The organism is Micromonospora sp. NPDC049645 (assembly GCF_040675155.1).
Classification (GTDB): Bacteria; Actinomycetota; Actinomycetes; order Mycobacteriales; family Micromonosporaceae; genus Micromonospora.
This window is the reverse complement of the sequence record NZ_JBFAOI010000030.1, coordinates 1-17,329: the sequence shown is the minus strand read 5'-3', so window position 1 is coordinate 17,329 and position 17,329 is coordinate 1. Positions and strand designations below refer to the sequence as shown.

At 72.4% G+C, this 17,329-nt stretch carries 14 protein-coding genes and 1 pseudogene; 5 read left to right on the top strand and 10 right to left on the bottom strand.

From position 1 onward, the window contains the following. Window positions 1-22: 22 nt before the first annotated feature. The 3 genes from AB0J33_RS30710 to AB0J33_RS30700 all read right to left on the bottom strand — a co-directional run bounded on the left by AB0J33_RS30710 (window position 23) and on the right by AB0J33_RS30700 (window position 2,965). The gene (locus AB0J33_RS30710; protein WP_363618570.1) at window positions 23-1,045 is read right to left on the bottom strand and encodes a cellulose binding domain-containing protein; all 1,023 of its coding nucleotides are present in this window, start codon (window positions 1,043-1,045) and stop codon (window positions 23-25) included. An 88-nt stretch (window positions 1,046-1,133) separates the two neighbouring features. Beyond that, window positions 1,134-1,772 (bottom strand): response regulator transcription factor, encoded by a 639-nt coding sequence (locus tag AB0J33_RS30705; protein ID WP_363618568.1) that lies wholly within the window; start codon window positions 1,770-1,772, stop codon window positions 1,134-1,136. Beyond that, entirely contained in the window at window positions 1,769-2,965 is a 1,197-nt protein-coding gene (locus AB0J33_RS30700; RefSeq protein ID WP_363618566.1) for a histidine kinase, read from the bottom strand. The genes AB0J33_RS30705 and AB0J33_RS30700 overlap by 4 nt, the downstream gene beginning before the upstream one ends. Before the next feature lie 146 nt (window positions 2,966-3,111). On the opposite strand from AB0J33_RS30700, the gene AB0J33_RS30695 reads away from it, so the two are divergent. Together AB0J33_RS30695 and AB0J33_RS30690 are read left to right on the top strand one after the other, a co-directional pair. Next, the gene (locus AB0J33_RS30695; protein WP_363618564.1) at window positions 3,112-3,870 is read left to right on the top strand and encodes an ABC transporter ATP-binding protein; all 759 of its coding nucleotides are present in this window, start codon (window positions 3,112-3,114) and stop codon (window positions 3,868-3,870) included. Window positions 3,871-3,878: 8 nt separating this feature from the next. Then, window positions 3,879-6,398: an ABC transporter permease gene (locus AB0J33_RS30690; protein ID WP_363618562.1), complete on the top strand. Its 2,520-nt coding sequence runs from the start codon at window positions 3,879-3,881 to the stop codon at window positions 6,396-6,398. 51 nt (window positions 6,399-6,449) lie between these two features. Here the strand turns inward: AB0J33_RS30690 and AB0J33_RS30685 are convergent, their stop codons facing one another. Continuing rightward, window positions 6,450-8,060, bottom strand: a complete 1,611-nt coding sequence (locus AB0J33_RS30685; RefSeq protein WP_363618560.1) for a ricin-type beta-trefoil lectin domain protein — start codon at window positions 8,058-8,060, stop codon at window positions 6,450-6,452. Between the two features lie 96 nt (window positions 8,061-8,156). Continuing rightward, the gene (locus AB0J33_RS30680) at window positions 8,157-8,579 is read right to left on the bottom strand and encodes a DUF2000 domain-containing protein (protein WP_363618558.1); all 423 of its coding nucleotides are present in this window, start codon (window positions 8,577-8,579) and stop codon (window positions 8,157-8,159) included. A gap of 50 nt (window positions 8,580-8,629) precedes the next feature. Here AB0J33_RS30680 and AB0J33_RS30675 point away from each other — a divergent pair, with 50 nt between their 5' ends. Then, the gene (locus AB0J33_RS30675) at window positions 8,630-9,433 is read left to right on the top strand and encodes an AraC family transcriptional regulator (RefSeq protein ID WP_363618556.1); all 804 of its coding nucleotides are present in this window, start codon (window positions 8,630-8,632) and stop codon (window positions 9,431-9,433) included. A 6-nt stretch (window positions 9,434-9,439) separates the two neighbouring features. Here the strand turns inward: AB0J33_RS30675 and AB0J33_RS30670 are convergent, their stop codons facing one another. Both AB0J33_RS30670 and AB0J33_RS30665 read right to left on the bottom strand, forming a co-directional pair. Then, window positions 9,440-10,273 carry a helix-turn-helix transcriptional regulator gene (locus tag AB0J33_RS30670; RefSeq protein ID WP_363618554.1) on the bottom strand — a complete coding sequence of 278 codons (834 nt, stop codon included), beginning with the start codon at window positions 10,271-10,273 and terminating at the stop codon, window positions 9,440-9,442. Window positions 10,274-10,457: 184 nt separating this feature from the next. After that, window positions 10,458-11,882, bottom strand: coding sequence for an aldehyde dehydrogenase family protein (locus AB0J33_RS30665; RefSeq protein WP_363618552.1), 1,425 nt, complete (start codon window positions 11,880-11,882; stop codon window positions 10,458-10,460). Between the two features lie 305 nt (window positions 11,883-12,187). Here AB0J33_RS30665 and AB0J33_RS30660 point away from each other — a divergent pair, with 305 nt between their 5' ends. Further along, window positions 12,188-13,768 carry a DHA2 family efflux MFS transporter permease subunit gene (locus AB0J33_RS30660; protein ID WP_363618550.1) on the top strand — a complete coding sequence of 527 codons (1,581 nt, stop codon included), beginning with the start codon at window positions 12,188-12,190 and terminating at the stop codon, window positions 13,766-13,768. Between the two features lie 54 nt (window positions 13,769-13,822). On the opposite strand, the gene AB0J33_RS30655 is transcribed toward AB0J33_RS30660, so the two are convergent. The 3 genes from AB0J33_RS30655 to AB0J33_RS30645 all read right to left on the bottom strand — a co-directional run bounded on the left by AB0J33_RS30655 (window position 13,823) and on the right by AB0J33_RS30645 (window position 16,318). Then, window positions 13,823-14,284, bottom strand: coding sequence for a DUF5709 domain-containing protein (locus AB0J33_RS30655; RefSeq protein WP_363618548.1), 462 nt, complete (start codon window positions 14,282-14,284; stop codon window positions 13,823-13,825). Between the two features lie 113 nt (window positions 14,285-14,397). Further along, window positions 14,398-15,282, bottom strand: coding sequence for an alpha/beta hydrolase (locus AB0J33_RS30650; protein ID WP_363618546.1), 885 nt, complete (start codon window positions 15,280-15,282; stop codon window positions 14,398-14,400). 112 nt (window positions 15,283-15,394) lie between these two features. Next, window positions 15,395-16,318 carry a sigma-70 family RNA polymerase sigma factor gene (locus tag AB0J33_RS30645; RefSeq protein ID WP_363618544.1) on the bottom strand — a complete coding sequence of 308 codons (924 nt, stop codon included), beginning with the start codon at window positions 16,316-16,318 and terminating at the stop codon, window positions 15,395-15,397. Window positions 16,319-16,524: 206 nt separating this feature from the next. Here AB0J33_RS30645 and AB0J33_RS30640 point away from each other — a divergent pair. Then, window positions 16,525-17,244, top strand: a pseudogene (locus AB0J33_RS30640) (DUF2071 domain-containing protein); the annotation flags it as partial. Between the last annotated feature and the right edge of the window lie 85 nt (window positions 17,245-17,329).

The window sequence follows — 17,329 nt, the reverse complement described above, 5'->3', positions numbered from 1 at the left end:
CGCCAGACCTCACCCGCGAGTGTTACTCGTCTGCCACCACGCAGACACCACCGTTGACCGTGACCTCCTCCGGCGCCTGCGACCCGGTGGCGACGAATCCCAGCGACACCGTGCCGCCGGCCGGGATCAGCGCGTTGTAGCCGGCGTCGCGCACCCGCAGGTAGCTGCTGTCGCGGTCGACGACCTCGGCGCCCCACAGGCTGCGCAGTTGCTGACCGGCGTAGAACCGCCACCTCATCGTCCACCCGTCGATCGCCGTCGACCCGGTGTTGCGGACCACGAGGTGCGCCGCGAGGCCGTCGGGCCACTGCCGTACGACCGACCGGACCGTGCACGTCGGTGGTGGCGGCAATGTGGTCACGGTGACCGGTTCGGACAGCGGCGACAGGTGGCCGGCCTCGTCCCGGGCCTGCACCACGAAGGTGTACGTGGTGTTCGGTGTCAGCCCGCTGATCTGGGTGCTGTTGCGCCCGGGCGGGTACTGGTACACCTCACTGACCCGGGTGAGGGTGCCGCCGGCGTCCACCCGGAACACCTCGTACCGATCGAGGGCGACATTCTCCACCGAGTGCGCCCAGCGCAGCCACAGCAGCGTGGCGGCGACGTCGTAGGCGACCGGTTGGCCGGGTGCGCCGGGCGGTTGGTCGTCGCCCGGTGGCATGGTCAGGCGCAGGCTCGGATCGTTCAGCGACCTGTTGCCGGCCGCGTCCACCGCCGACACGAAGAAGGTGTACGTGCGCGACGGTCGCAGGCCGGTGATGCGAATGCTGTTGGTGTCGGTCGAGTACTGGGCGCCGAAATCCTCGAACCGCACGCCGACCGGATAGCGGACCACGCCCACGTTGTCGGTCGAGGCGGCCCAGGTCAGCTCGACCGAGGTGGTGTCGACGGCGACGACCGTGATCGGGCCGGGGGTGGTGGGACGTTCGGTGTCCGCCGCGGCGGACGCCGGGGTCGCGCCGGCCGCGACCAGGGTCGCCGCCAGCGCGCAGGCGGCCAGCGCGGGGACTGTGGACCGGATTGCGCGGAACGGATGATCACGCACGATGATGACCTCGCCTCCGAATGAGCGCAGCGGACCAGTCATTGACTGTCACTGATGTTAGGGCAGCGGTGGCCGCGTCGTTGTCCCGTCAGCCGACGAGGCGGCGTTCCCAGGCCCAGGCGGCGATCTCGACCCGGTTGCGGGCCCTGAGTTTCATCTGCACGCTGGCCAGGTGGGTCTTGACCGTGCCCACCGCGATGAAGAGCTGGGTGGCGATCTCGGCGTTGGTCAGGCCCCGGGCGACGAGCCTCACGACGTCGAGTTCCCGCGGCGACAGGCCACCGTCGTCGCGCGCCGGAGCGGGCGAGCTGAGGTGCTCCAACAGCCGTACCGTGATCGAGGGGCTGATCAGCGCGTCGCCGGACACGGCCGCGCGGACCGCCTCCACCAGCAGCGCCGGGCCGGAGTCCTTGAGCAGGAAACCGCACGCGCCGTTGGAGAGCGCGGTGTGCACGTACTCGTCGAGGTCGAAGGTCGTCACCACGACCACCCGGATCGGGTCGGCGACGCCCGGCCCCGCGAGCAGCCGCAGTGCCTCAAGACCGTCGAGGCGGGGCATCCGGATGTCCAGCAGCACCACGTCGGGGCGCAGTCGTCGGGCCAGTTCGACGGCCTGGACGCCGTCGGCGGCCTCGCCGACGACCTCCATGTCCGACTGGGCGCCAATGATCATGCCGAAGCCGGTCCGGACCATGGCCTGGTCGTCGGCGATCAGCACCCGGATCACCGGGCCACCACCGCCACCTGGAGCGGGAACGCCGCGTCGAGCACCCAGCCACCGGCGACGCCGGGCCCGGCGGTGATCGTGCCGCCGAGGGCGCGTACCCGCTCGGTGAGGCCGATCAGGCCGAAGCCGTGCCCCCGGGCCGGCGCGGTACGCGGCGACGCCCCGTCGTCGGCGACCCGGACCAGCAACCAGTCCGGGGTCCGCCGCACCGCCACGTGCACGGACCGGGCGTCCGGCGCGTGCTGGCGGGTGTTGGTCAACCCCTCCATCACCACCCGGTACGCCGATGTCGACACCTCCACCGGCAGTCCGTTCAGGTCACCGTCGACGTGCAGTAGTGCCGGCGCGTTCGCCGCGCCGTTGAACCCGGTCAGCAGCGGCTCCAGCTCGGTAACCCCGGCCAGTGGAGCCAGCGGCGCGTCCGGCGGCGCGTCCGGGTTGCGCAGGATGCCGACCATCCGTCGCATCGAGGCCATCGTCTCCGCGCCGGCCCGCTCGATCTGCGCCAGGGCGACGATCACCCGTTGCGGGTCCTGCTCGGCGACGAACCGGGCGCCCTGCGCCTGCACCACGATGCCGGTGACGTGGTGGGCGATGAAGTCGTGCAGGTCCCTGGCGAACTCGGCACGCTGCTCGGCCCGCACCAGCGCGATGGCGCGCTCCCGGCCGGCGGCCACTATGCGCAGGTAGAGCCCCACCCCGGCGGCGCCGGCCGCGGCGAGCACCTGGAGCAGGCCGAAGATCACCAGAAGGCTCTCGGTGCCGACGCGTAGCGGCAACGCGGCCACCGCGAGCCCGGCGGCCACCGCCGCCCACGGTGCGAGCCGCGGCGCGCCCCAGCGGGCCACCACGAAGACCACCCCGATCAGCCCGGCCGACTCGGCGAGCCCCCAGCTACTGCTGATCAGATAGCTGCCGTCGAAGACGACCAGGACGGCCGCCGTCACGGTCAGTGAGGCGCAGGCGAGCACCAGCGCGGCCAGCGGCAGCAGCCGCGAACCCAGCCGGTGCACCGGCAGCCAGAGCGGCACGGTCGCCACCGCCAGCCCCATCCGCACCAGCAGGAGCAGGAAGGCGGCCACGCTCTCGGGCGTACCGAACCGCAGGTCGAAGAGGGCGAGCAGCCCCATGGCGACCAGCCCGGCGGCCTGGGCCAGGCGTACCCACCATCGTCGAAGATCCGGCGTGCTCATGGTGACCCAGCGTAGCCAGCCGGGCGGAGGTGGCGGATCGGCCGAAAGGCAGACCCGGCAACGGCGATACCCGGCCCCGGACCGATGCGCCCACCCGCCGGTCGCGGCGACGCTTTCCGGGTCACCACGCAGCCACTGGAGGAACGATGACAACCCACGCCCCGCCGGAGACCAGCCACGCCGCGGTCGCCGCGGTCGACCTGGTGAAGGTGTACGGCAGCGGCGGCACCGCCGTCCGTGCCCTGGACGGGGTCTCGGTCGGCTTCGGCCGGGCCGGGTTCACCGCCATCATGGGATCGTCCGGGTCCGGCAAGTCGACACTGATGCACTGCCTCGCCGGCCTCGACACCGCCACCTCCGGTCGCGTCCTGCTCGGCGGCACGGAGCTGACCGGCCAGTCGGACCGGACGCTGACCCGGGTACGCCGGGAGCGGATCGGGTTCGTCTTCCAGTCCTTCAACCTGCTGCCGCAGCTCACCGCCGCGCAGAACATCACGCTGCCGCTGGACCTCGCCGGACGGCAGCCCGACGCCGAACTCCTCGCGCACCTGGTGCGGGTGCTGGGCCTCGGCGACCGCCTTAAACACCGGCCCAGCGAGCTGTCCGGCGGCCAGCAGCAGCGGGTCGCGCTGGCCCGGGCGCTGGTGGCCCGGCCCGAGGTGGTCTTCGCCGACGAACCGACCGGCAACCTCGACTCCCGCTCCGGCGCGGAGGTGCTCACCATCCTGCGCGACTCGGTACGCGACCTCGGTCAGACCGTCGTCATGGTCACCCACGACCCGATCGCCGCCGCGTACGCCGACCGGGTGGTGCTGCTCGCTGACGGCCGGGTCGCCGGTGAGATCGACAAGCCGGACCAGGTGTCGGTCACCGACGCCCTGCGTGACCTGGCGGCCCGCCGATGAGGGCGACGGTGCTGCGTACCCAGACGACAGCCGCGGCCCGGCGGCCCGGCCGGCTGATCCTGACCGGCCTGGCGATCCTGGTCGCGTCGTTCGTCGTCTTCGGCACCGTGCTGGTGCAACAGATCACCGAACGGACCGTGCGGGACAACCTCAGCGGCACCCCGGCCATCACCGACCTGGTGATCGGCCGTCCCGGCGTGCCGCCACCCACAGTGACCGACGTGCGGCAGGTCCGGGCCGTGCCCGGGGTGGCCGAGGCGGTGGCCCGGGTGGCGATCGGGGTCTCCATCGGAGAGGGGTACCTCAACCTCCAGTCCGATCCGGGCAGCGGTCCGCTGACCACGGTCCGGGTGACCGAGGGCAGCTACCCGGACCAGCCCGGCGAGATCGCGATCACCCCGCGCACCGCCGAACGGCTCGGGCTCTCGGTCGGCACCACCACCAGCGGCACCGCCGGTGAACTCACCACGCCCGCCCCGCTCAGGGTGACCGGCATGGTGGAGACCGGCGCCGACGCCGGTTACGACGCGTACGCCCCGGACAGCGCCGTGATCGCCTGGGCGCGCCTGACGGCCGTGGAGCGCGTCGACCTGCGGGTGACCCCCGGCACCTCGACCGAGGCCGTCCGCCAACGGGTGACCGCCGCGGTCGCCGGCCAGCCGATCCGCTCCGGCGCCGAGGTGCGGGAGGCCGAGGCCCAGGCGGCGGCCGAACAGGTCGGGAAACTCTTCGTCCTGGTCGGCGTGTTCGTCTCCATCGCGGTCGTCGCGGCGGCACTGGTGGTCACCTCGACCTTCCGCATCGTCTTCGCGCAGCGGATGCGGCAGCTCGCGCTGCTGCGGGCCGTCGGCGCGAGTCGGGGCACCCTGGTGGCTGCCCTGACCGCCGAGGGAGCCCTGACCGGGCTGGTCGCCGGCGTCGTCGGGGTCGCCAGCGCCCTCACCCTCGGGTACGCGCTGCCAGCGATCCTGCGCGCCACCGGCCACGCGGTCTCCTCGCCGGGTCTGCCCGTGGCGGCTGCGGTCGCGGTGGTGATCGGCGCCGTCGTGATCACCGTGCTGGCCGTGCTGGCACCGGCGCTCTCGGCCGCCCGGGTCTCCCCGCTGGAGGCGCTGCGGGCGGCGAGCACCACCGCCGGCCGGCGCGGCATCGGCGTGCTGCGTCTGGTCTTCGGGCTGCTCCTGGCCGTCGGCGCGATCCTGGCGGCGGTCGGGACGATCAGTCAGTTGCCGAAGCCGGAGCAGGCGGACTACGACCCGACGATGCCGCTGCTCCTGCTGGTCGGCTCGGGCGCGTTGGCGTTCTTCGCGCTGGTGGCGCTCGGTCCGCTGCTGGTGCGTCCGGTGCTGGCCGTGGTGGGTTGGCCGCTGCGCCAGCTCGGGCCGCTCGGGCGGATGTCGGTCGGCGGGATCGGCGGGACGCCGCGCCGCGCCGCCGCGGTCTCCGTCGTGGTCGCGCTGGGCGTCACCCTGATCTCCGGGGTGGTCATCGGCGGCGCGTCGTTGCAGATCCTCGCCGACCGCGAGATGGCGCTCTCCGCGCCGTCCGACTTCGAGGTCAACAGCAACGGGGGGACCCTGCCGCCGGCCGTGGTGAGCCGGGTCGAGGCGGCCCACGGCGCGCTGGCCCGGGTGGTGCCGTACCGGATGGTCGACGACGCCCGGCTGCTGCGCGGCGCGGACAAGCTCGGCGACGTCGAGTCCGGTTATCCGACCAGCGACCTGGACGTGGCGAAGTTGCCGAGCACCGGTGCCCTGGACGTGGCGCAGGGCACCCTGACCGATCGTGGCCCCGGCCGGATCGTGCTCAACAGCTGGGTCGCGCGGGACGCGGGTCTGCGGGCCGGTGACACCGTCACGCTCGCCCTCGGCGCGCGCCGGGTGGACGTGCGGGTGGCCGCGGTGCTGCCCGGTGACGGGCCGCTGCACGCGGGCATCCTCGCCGATCCGGCCGACCTGGACCGGCTCGGCGTGCCGGCCGCGTACACCGGTGTGCTGGCCGATGCGGCCGGCGCCGGCGAGGACGGTCGCACGGCCGGGGTGCGGGCGCTGCGGCAGGCGATCGGCGGCAGCGAGGGGGTGGGCCTCGCGGTGCTCGCCGACGATCGTGACCGCAACGACGCGCTGGTGCGCACCCTGGTCTGGATCGCGGTCGGCCTGGTCGGCCTGACCGTGCTGATCGCGGTCGTCGGCGTGGGCTCCACCACCGCGCTCTCGGTGGTGGAGCGGGTGCGCGAGTCCGGGCTGCTGCGGGCGATCGGCCTGTCCCGCAGCGGCCTGCGCACCATGCTGACCGTCGAGTCCGGCCTGTACGGGGTGATCGGCGCGACCATCGGCCTGGTGCTCGGCGTCCCGTACGCCTGGTTGGCGGTCCAGACCCTCGGGATCGAGGCACCACTGACCGCGCCGCTGCTGCCGCTGGCCGGACTGTTCGTGGCGCTGGTCGTGCTGACGGCGCTGGCCGGAGTGCTGCCGGCTCGCCGGGCGTCGCGGGTCAGCCCGGTGGTGGCACTGGGCGTCGAGGGGTGAGCACGCCGGGGGTCGACGCCGAGCAACCGGCGTCGACCCCCGGCGACCTGGTCAGTTGGGGTTGTTGGCGTGCGTCAGCGTCTCCCAGGCGACGAAGAGGTTGTTGGTGCCGGCCGGACGTTGTTGCAGCGTGAGGGTCTGGGTGTTGGTCATGACGTTGCCCAACCGGGTGCTCATCGCGTTGAAGCCGACCTCGGTGATCGGGCCGAGGCCCCGGGTGAGGCTGCCGCCGCAGAGCCAGGAGGGCGGCGCCTCGCCGAGCTGGTAGCGCGAGTGGAAGCCGAGCGCCTGGCGCAGCCGCTCACCGACCTGTGGATACAGGTCCCGCCCCTGGATCCGGGAGGTCTCCGCGACGTGCGAGATGGCGGAGATGCCGTACCCGGTGTGCACGAAGTCGCGGCAGGTCTCCTGGGCGAGGCCGGCGACGAAGATCGACTGGCCCTGCCAGTAGCCGATGATCTCCGCACTGGTGTCCAGCCCGCTGCCGGGCACCGTGTACGGCAGCGCGCCGTCGCTGGGCAGGTACACGAAGGCCCGGGTGCGGTTGAGGAAGCGGGTGACCGCCGCGTCGTAGGCGGTCCGGTCGTCCAGGAACACCGCGATGCCGGTGGCGGCCTCCATCATGGTCAGTTCCCAGTTGCCGTTGCTGTTCGAGCCGTTGCGCACCATCGGCAGGTAGACGGTGCGCAGCATGGTGGCGAAGCGGTTGGCGTTGGGCCAGCCGGTGTACGTGTACTTGATGATCTCAGCGGCCCGGGGCCAGACCGAGGCGGCCCAGCCGGTCTGCAACGGGGCGTTGCTGCCGGTGTGCGCGGTGATCGTGGCCGACCAGGCGTCCATGATCTGGATCGACTTCTGGGCGTACCGGGCGTCCCCGGTGAGGTACCAGGCGAGCGCGTCGGTGTACGCGGCGATGGCGTCCTCACGCTCGTCGGTGCAGCCGTTGTTGGGGTTGGAGTAGGAACCGCACTCCACCACCGAACGGGGTGCCGGGGTGCGCGACAGGGAGGCGTACCGACTGCCCATCATCTGGCTGTAGGCCGCCGCCCACGGCTGCGCGCCGGCCTGCACCCGGCCCCGGACGAAGTCGAGCTGGCCTCGGCTGACCAGCACGCCGGGGTGGGTGAAACCACCCGAGGGCGGTGGCGTGGTGCCGCCGCCGGGCAGCGTCCAGGTCTGGTTGGCGGTGCCGGTGCAGCTCCAGATCTGCAGCGGGGTGCCGTCGGCCGAGCTGGGGCCGGTCGCGTCGAGGCACTTGCCCGAGGTCGGGTTGACCAGTTGACCGGCGTTGGGCGACCACTGCTGCGCCCCGGTGCCGTTGCAGTCGTAGATCTGCACCCGGGCGCCGTTGGCGGTGCTGGCGGCGGCGATGTCGAGGCACTTGCCCAGCGCCCGGATCGTGCCGTCGTCGGCCACCGTCCACTGTTGCGCCGTGGAGCCGTTGCAGGTGAAGAGCTGGACCGGCGTGCTGTTGGCCGGGTTCGCGGCGGCCACGTCGACGCACTTGCCGCCGTACCCGGTGATGGTGCCCGTGCTGGCGGCGGTCGCGGAGGGAGCGCCGACGACCAGGCCGATCGGTACGGCGAGCAGGGCAGCGGCGAGTGCGGAGATCAGTCTGGTGCGGGGGCGGCGGGGCGTGGGCCCGGCCAATCGTCGCGCCATGTCGGGGTCCTTCCGGGCGGGCGAAACAACTGTAAAGTGTGTTAATCATTACAGCCATACGCACCGATATCAATGTCTTCGCCGCCACGGATGCTGTTACGGGTGCATGGACGCACCCTTGAGCACCTTGTCCACCACGTTGCGCGGCGCGTGCAGCGCCAGGCCGACCAGGTCGAGCTTCTCCCGTCCGACCGCCTGCACGGCGGCACGGTTGTCCCGGTCGTTGCCGGTGGCGAACAGCTCGGACGTGAAGATCGCCAGCCGCAGGCCACGGGCGAGGGCGCGTGCGTGCGCGCCGACCAGCGTCGCCCGATCCCCGGCGAAGACCAGCACCGGCTGGCCGAACATCGGCAGGTAGCGGGTGCCGTCCGCGTCGCGGTACTCCTCGCCGAGCAGCTCCGGCAGCGTGTGCGCGACGCCGCTGACCAGGAAGGCGGTGACGTTCAGACGTTGCCAGCCCGCCAGGTCGTTGCGGAGCAGGACGGCGATCTTGGTGGGAAAGTGGATCGGTTCGGTCATGGCGTCGAGCCTGCCCGCCTCGACGCCGACCGGTCTTGTACGTTCTTAGCGTGGCCACCCGCCCGGCGGGATCGCACGTCAGCGCGTGGCGACCCGCCGTACCCGGGGTCGCCGAGGTCTTCCACGCCCATTTCGTGGACCACGCCTACCCCCGGCACATCCACGAGGTGTGGACGCTGTTGATCGTCGACGACGGCGCGGTCCGCTTCGACCTGGACCGCCACCGGCACGGCGCGCTTCGCACCTCGGTCACCCTGCTGCCGCCGTACGTGCCGCACGACGGCAGCTCGGCCACCCCGGACGGTTTCCGCAAGCGGGTCCTCTACCTCGACACCTCGGCGCTCGACGCCGAGCTGGTCGGCCGGGCCGTCGACGAGCCGGACCTGGCCGATCCGCAGCTGCGCGACCGGATCCACCACCTGCACCGGGTGCTCACCGCGCCCGGCGACGAGTTCGAGGCCGAGAACCGGCTCGCGCTCATCCTGGACCGGCTGCGCCGCCGGCTCCGCCAGCGCCCCCCGGCCGGCGGCCAGCCGGCCGCACGCGGCCTGGCCATCCGGCTGCGGGAGTTGCTGGACGCCCGGACCGTCGAGGGCGTCACGCTGGGGGAGGCCGCCGAGCTGCTGCACGCCCACCCGACCCACCTGGTCCGGGCGTTCAGCCAGGTGCACGGCGTGCCACCGCACTCGTACCTGACCGGCCGCCGGGTCGAGCTGGCGCGTCGCCTGCTGCTGGCCGGGCAGCGGCCCGTCGAGGCCGCCGTCGCGGCCGGGTTCTTCGACCAGGCGCACCTGACCCGCCACTTCCGGCGGTACCTGGGCGTCAGCCCGGCCCGCTACCCGGCCCGGAGCTGATCGCGGTCAGACGAGTTGGGCGCCGATGACGGAGAGCAGCCGCAGCTTCTCGTCACTCGGCGACCCGGGCACGGCGGTGAAGACCAACAGCGTCTGCGACTGGTCGGGGTCCACCAGCGTCTGGCAGTGCAGCTCCAACGCCCCGACCTCCGGGTGCGCGAAGCGCTTCGGTGGGCAGTAGCCGGCCGGCACCGGGTGCTCCCGCCACAGCCGCGCGAACTCCGGGCTCCTGGCCAGCAGGTCGTCGACGAGCGCTGCGGCCCGCGAGCCGCGCCCGTCGCGGGTGTACGAGGCGTGCAGGTGCGCCACGAGCAGACGGCTCTGCGTGTGGTGGTCCTCCGCCGGGTGCAGCTGTCGTGCCGTCGGGTCGGTGAACCAGCGGTGGTGCGCGCTGCGCGCCAGCCCGGTGTACCGGGTCTCGTCGCCGAGCAGGGCGACGGCCGGCGCGGTCTGCGCCAGGGTCTCGCCGAGGTGGTTCACCACCTGGGCCGGGGTGTCGTGCATCCGGTCCAGGATCCGCATCATTCCCGGGTTCACGTGGTCGGCCCGCACCGCGCGGTGCGGAACGGCGTGGCCGGCGAGCTGGAACAGGTGGTCCCGTTCGGCCAGGGTGAGCCGCAGGCCACGGGCCAGCGCGGCGAGCATCTGCTCCGAGGGGTGCGGCCCGCGCTGCTGCTCCAACCGGCTGTAGTAGTCGGTGGACATCCCGCTCAACGTGGCGACCTCCTCGCGCCTGAGCCCACCGGTGCGTCGGCGGGGACCCCGGGGCAGCCCGACGTCCTCGGGTTGGAGCGCCTCGCGGCGGGTGCGCAGGAAGCTGGCGAGTTGGGCGCGGTCCACGGTGACTCCGATCGGTGGGTCCCGGCTCTCGCCGGCACCCCGTTTGCAACAGCCGAACCACCCGGCCGTGTTCCCCACCCTCCCGCCGCGCGATCTTGCACTTTCCGTCCGGACAGAAGGCGTGTATCGGCACATGTCGACAGCGGAAAGTGCAAGATCGCGCGGGTGTCGGGGTTGCGGTCGGTCAACGCTGGATGGACTTCGTCTCCAGGAACTCCTCCAGACCCATCCGGCCGAACTCGCGGCCGTTGCCGGACTGCTTGTAGCCGCCGAACGGGGCGAGCGGGTTCCAGTGGCCGGCGTTCACGTCGACCTGGCCCACGCGCAGCCGCCGGGCGACCGCCAGCGCGTGCTCCGGCTCACCGAAGACGCCGCTGGTCAGGCCGTACGGCGTGCCGTTGGCGATGGCCACCGCCTCGTCCTCGTCGGCGTAGGGGATGATCGTCAGCACCGGGCCGAAGATCTCCTCCTGGGCGATCGTGGCGGTCGGGTCGACGTCCGCGAAGATCGTCGGCTGGACGTAGGCCCCGACCGCCAGGCCCTCGGGCCGCTCCGGGCCGCCGAACACGAGCCGGGCACCCTCGGCGATGCCCCGCTCGATGTAGCCGACGACCTTCTGTCGGTGGGCCTCGGACGCCATCGGGCCGATCCGGGTGGCCTCGTCGTTCGGGTCACCGACGGTGAACCGCTTCGCGGCCTCGACAGCCAACGCCACGACCTCGTCCTGACGGGCGGCGGGCACCAGCATCCGGGGCCACGCGCCGCAGACCTGACCGCCGTTGCTGAACGCCATCATCAGGCCCCGCTCGACCGCGGTGGGCAGGTCGGCGTCGTCGAGGATGACGTTCGCGCCCTTGCCGCCCAGCTCCACCGCGACCCGCTTCACGGTCGCCGCGGCCACCGCGGAGATGCGCTGCCCGGCCCGGGTGGAGCCGGTGAACGAGATCATGTCGATGTCCGGGTGGGCGGAGATCGCCTCGCCGACGGTCGCGCCGGTGCCGTAGACGACGTTGAAGACGCCCGCCGGTACGCCGGCCTCGGCGGCGACCTCGGCGAGGATGCGCGCGGTCAGCGGGGCGTTCTCGGACGGCTTGAAGACCATCGTGTTGCCGGCGAGCAGGGCCGGCGCCAGCTTGGAGACGATCTGCTGGAGCGGGAAGTTCCACGGCGTGATCGCGCCGACCACGCCGATCGGCTCCCGGACGATCAGCGAGTTGCCGACCTCCTCGGTCCAGGCGAAGCCGTCGGCCAGGCCGGCGACGGACTCGACCACCGCGGCCGGGAAGGCGACCTGGGCGGTCCGGGACATACCGATCGGCGAACCCATCTCCGCGGTGATGGCCTGGGCGATCTCCTCCGTGCGGGCGGCGAGGCCGGCACCGAGGCGGCGCAGGACCTCCGCCCGGTGTCGCGGCGTGGTCGCCGACCAGGCTGGGAAGGCCGCGCGGGCGGCGGCGACGGCGCGGTCGACGTCGGTGGCGGTGCCGGCCGGGGTCTCGGCGACGACCTCGCCGGTGGCCGGGTTCACGACGGGAAGGGTTCCGGCGGAGCCGGTGACGGTCTCGCCACCGATCCAGTGGCCGGTGACGGTGTGGGTGGAAGGTGTCATGGACCGACCGTCGCACCGCTGCCGAACCCCAACCAGGTGCGGTTTATCCAGGGTTCCGCGATCCCTGGCTGAGGGCTGGGTGGTCAGGGCCCAAGGTCGATCGCCACCCCGACGAGCGGCTGTAAATGGACGGCCGTTCGGATACCGGGCTGGGCGGTCACGTAATCCGGCGGCGAATCGTCACAACCGGCGGTTAGTCTTCCTCGGCGCGTCGTCGTCCTGGCACGTCGCGCCCCGCGCCTGGTCGGCGCGGCAGCGCCGCCACCGCCCACCATCGGCCGGCTCAATCGACCTCAGGAGAGTTAGTGACACAGCAATCCGTCGCGACATCGGACAAACTCGACGCCGCGGTGCTCAAGGTGGCGGGCGTCGTCGTCCTTGGCGCGATCATGTCGATCCTCGACGTGACGGTGGTCAGCGTGGCGCTGCCCACATTCCAGAACGAGTTCGACGCGTCCTACGCCCGCGTCGCCTGGACCATGACCGCCTACACCCTGGCGCTCGCCACCGTGATCCCGCTCAGCGGGTGGGCGGCGGACCGGTTCGGCACCAAGCGGCTCTACATGGTGGCGTTGACGCTGTTCACGATCGGGTCGGGGCTCTGCGCCACGGCCGACACGATCGGCGAGCTGATCGGCTACCGGGTCCTGCAGGGCCTCGGTGGCGGCATGCTCATGCCGCTGGGCATGACCATCATGACCCGGGCGGCCGGCCCGCACCGGATCGGTCGGTTGATGGCCGTTCTCGGCATCCCGATGCTGCTGGGCCCGATCGGCGGCCCGATCCTCGGTGGCTGGTTGATCGACACCGCGAGCTGGCACTGGATCTTCCTGATCAACCTGCCGATCGGTGTGATCGCCCTGATCTACGCGCAGTTCGCGCTGCCGAAGGACGCGCCCGAGCCGTCCGAGTCGTTCGACTTCGTCGGCATGCTCATGCTCTCGCCGGGCCTCGCCCTCTTCCTCTACGGCGTCTCGTCCCTGCCGGAGGTGGGCACCTTCGCCGAGGCCAAGGTCTGGGCCCCGATGCTGGTCGGCGGCGCGCTGGTGGTGGCGTTCGTGCTCTACTCGTTCAAGCCCCGGCACCCGCTGCTCGACCTGCGGCTGTTCCGCAACCGCAGCCTGACCATCGCGTCGGTGACGATGTTCGTCTTCATCATCGCGTTCATGGGCGCCGGCCTGCTGTTCCCGAGCTACTTCCTGCAGGTGCGCGGTGAGTCGACGCTGACCGCCGGTCTGCTGATGGCCCCGCAGGGCATCGGCGCGATGATCACCATGCCGATCGCCGGCACGCTGGCCGACCGGGTGCCGATCGGCCGTACCGTCCCGTTCGCGCTGGGGCTCATCGTCGTCGGGTTCTTCGGCTTCACCCAGGTCGACCCGCAGACCTCGTACTGGCTGCTCGGTGGGTCGCTGTTCGTGATGGGTCTGGGCATGGGCGGCACGATGATGCCGATCATGACGTCGGCCCTGCGGACGTTGCAGGCGCAGGAGGTGGCGCGCGGCTCGACGTTGGTCAACATCCTCCAGCAGATCGGCGGCTCGGTCGGCGCCGCCGTGATGTCGGTCATCCTCACCAACGAGCTGAACGGCTCCCGGCCGATCCCCGGCCTGGTGGACGAGAGCGGCAAGCCGGTCACCGAGGCCGGGCTGGCCATCGCCTCCCAGCAGCGGCCGGAGCTGCTCCAGCAGATGCCGATCGACCCGTCGATCATCGAGCGCGGGCTCGACTTCGCGGCCAAGGCGTTCGCCAGCACGTTCTGGGTGGCGTTCGCGCTGGTCGTGCTCACGTTCATTCCGGCGGCATTCCTGCCGCGCCGACGTCAGCCGGCGCAGCTCGACGACCCGCAGGGCGAGCAGATCAAGACGCCCGTCGTCATCCACTGACCGACCCCGCCGCGCTCGGCACCCACTGAGGGGCCGAGCGCGGCGGGTACGGCGTCAGCGCAAGGGACCGTCGCCGGCCCCGTCCGGGTCCTCGACCACGTGGATCGCCGCTTCCTCCGCGCTGGCGGCACCCGCGTCGATGCCGGCGTCCCACGCCACCGACTCGGCCTCGTCGTCCTCGCGGACACCCTCGTCGTAGGCGACGAGTCGGCCGGCACGCGTCTCCGCCTCGTAGCCCCGGCGGGTCAGCTCGTCCTCGTCGTCGCTACCCTCGGCGTACGGGTCGACATCCGGCACCTCCTGGGCGAGGTGTTGCTCCAGGGACTCGCCCGCCCGCTCCTCGGCGGGCGTGGTGCCGAACCGGTTGGCAGCCGTCCAGTGGTCCTCGGCGATAATGCCGCTGTCCAGGGGATCACCAACCCGGTCGTCGTCCAGGGTGTCGGACGCGTCCAGCACCCCGTCGTCCTCGGCCACGTTCCACTCGTCGACGGAATCCATCCGCTCGGTCTGGCTCACGGCGGTCTCCTCTTCGTCACGGTGCACCAAAATGCCCAGCCTAGGACCGTCCAACGCCGCCGCGCCCCGAGGTCTGCCCGCTGTGACGAACGGACCTCGAGGAATGCCTCGGGTCAACGCCTCAGCAGCTCCACCACGGCCTCGGTGAACTCCACCGGCTGCTCGATGTGCGCGAAGTGCCCGCTCTGCTCCAGCAGAACCAACCGGGAGTCCTTGAGGCCCGCGTGCAACTGCTCGGCCCAGCGCGGACCGCAGATGAAGTCGTACGCCCCGACGATCACCACCACGGGCACGGCGATCTCGCCCAGGTGCTCCCGGACGTCGAAGGGCGTGGGGTCCTGCGCGCCGGCCGGCGTCGACCAGATCCGGACGGCCGCCTGAAACGGGGCGAACTCGTCCTGTCGACCCCAGAAGTCCGCGAAGTACACGGGGAGCGCGGCGCGTAGTGCGGCCCCCAGCGACTCGTCGTCCGTCGCGCCACCGATCTGGGCGAACGCGGCCGGGACCGTCGCCGCCTCCGGCCGGTCCGGGTGCCGCTGCGGGTACGCGGCGAGACCGGCCATCGCCTCGGCCCAGAACTCGCCGCCGGTGACGGGTGAGGTGTCGTACAGGGCGAGGCCGGCGACCCGGTCCGGGTGGGCGAGCGCGTACCGCTGGATGACGAAACCGCCGTGCGAGTGCCCTAGCAGGTACACCCGGGATTCGCCGAGCTGCTCGACGACCGCGTGCAGGAACCGGACATACGTGTCGAGACGGTAGTCGTCGGGGTTGTCGAGCTGTCCCGACGCGCCCGTACCCACCGGCTCGACGTAGACCATGGTGAAGTGCGCCTCGAGGCTGGGCGTCCGCAGGTACGCCCACTCGATGCCCGGGCCGCCGGAGTGCGCCACGCACACCGGGCCATTGCCGGCGACGTGGTAGACCTGCCGAACGCCCTCGACGGTGAACGAGTGGGCGCCGGGTGCGAGCGCGCCGACGTCGTGGCTGGTGGAACCCATGGACTGTCTCCCGATCCGAGACCCGCGCGGCGTCCGCCGACACGGCAACTGGTGCATGACGCGAACCAGATGCGCGGGCCGGGGGGAAAGTTCGCTCGGACGGGGAGTTTTCTCAGACCAGCGCGGGGACGGGGTGGAAGAGGGTGAGTTGGCGCACCCGGCCCTCGCGCAGCACCTGCAACCACAGCGCCGCGGGTGGGCAGTGCTCCGGGTCGTCCGGCGGGCTGAGCAGGTCGGTCTCCCAGATCAGCACGTCACCGCTGGCCACCACGTTGCGCAGCCGCTGACGTACCCCGGCGGTCAGGTCGCGGTCCATGCCGTTGATCGCCAGGTCACGACCGCCGCGCCGGCCACCCGGCACGATCATCTCGGCGTCCGGCCACCAGCTCTCGCGAACCACCCGCTCGAAGTCGCCGGCCATCGCCGTGGTGATGATGTCGCGGCCCTCCCGCCACCGCGCGTCGTTCGCGGCGGTGACGTCGGCGTGCGCCGTGCTCGCGGCCGTCCGGAGGCCGGCGGCGAGCGCGCGGCGGGCGTGGCTGAGGCGGCTGCGCACGGTGCCGACCGGCACCCCACACACGGCCGCGATCTGCTCGTACGAGGACGCGTCGCTGAAGTACCGCAGCAGGGTGACCAGCCGGTCCGGCTCGGACAGCCGCTCGATGGAGTGCCACACCCAGTCGCGCATCGCAATCCGGTCCAGCGCCTCCTCCGGGGTGGGTGTCTCCGCGGGCTGGGCGAACCACTCGGGCTCGGCGATCGGAACGGCCCTCGGCCCGCGCACGGCCATCCGGCTGTTGTTACGGACGATGGTCCGCAACCAGGCGCCGACGGCGGTCGGGTCGCGGACCTCGCCGATGCGACGCACGGCGACGAGCATGGCGTCCTGCACCGCGTCTTCGGCGTCCGGCCCGTAACCGAGGACGCTCAGCGCGACGGCCCGCATCCCGGCCTCGTGTCGGGCCAGCAGCGCCCCGAGCGCGGCGGAGTTTCCGGCCTGCGCGAGCACGACGAGTTCCACGTCGCTCTGTGTCACGCCCAGTTCCTCCCCGAAACGCCTATTTGACCAGCTTGTGCCCCCGTCAAGCGTACGGCGCAACCGCCTGTCGATGCCCCGGCCGGTCGACCGTCCTACCCAGCGGATGGCGGTCGGCTGCCGCGCGTCGCTGACCGTCGGCACCGCCGGTGTCGGCCCGCACGCCTGAGACCGCACCAGCCAGCCGAATCGGCCAGGATGAGGGGGTGCACCCGGAACCGGTCGACCACGCGCCCCGGCAGGCGTTCCCCTGGGCGCTCCTGCGGCAGCGCTGGGAGGACCTGACCTTCCTGCACTGGGCCGTCGCTCCGGCGCTCGTGGCGCCGCTGCTGCCCGCCGGCACCCGACCGGACACCCTGGACGGCGTCAGCTACGTCGGCCTGATCGGTTTTCGGATGGTCGGGCTGGGTTTCGGCCGGGGGCCGGGGGTGCCCTACTTCGGCACCTTCTGGGAGACCAACGTCCGGCTCTACTCGGTCGACGAGGCCGGCCGGCGGGCGGTGGTGTTCCGGTCCCTGGACGCGTCCCGCCTGGTGCCGGTGCTGGTGGCGCGGGCGACGCTGCGTCTGCCGTACCTCTGGTCGTCGATGCGGTTGGATCGCGACGGCGACCGTCGCACCTACCGGTGCCGGCGGCGCTGGCCGGGGCCGGCGGGTACGACGAGCCAGATAGAGGTGCGGGTGGGCGAGCGGATCGTCGAGCCGACTCCGTTGGAACACTTCGTCACCGCCCGGTGGGGACTGCACACCCGGGCGTACGGGCGCACCGTGCACCTGCCGAACTGGCATCCGAGCTGGCCGCTGCACCGGGCCGAGGTGCTGCACCTGGATGACGAGTTGGTCGCCGCTGCCGGGATGCCGGCACCGGTCGGGCCGCCGGTCAGCGCGCTGTACTCGCCCGGCGTCGGGGTCAGGTTCGGGCCGCCGGCGGACCTCGGACGAGGCGTTGCGGCCGATGGGCCGGGCCACCTCGGGCGTGATCGGCATGCGCTTCACGGACGACGACGTCCTG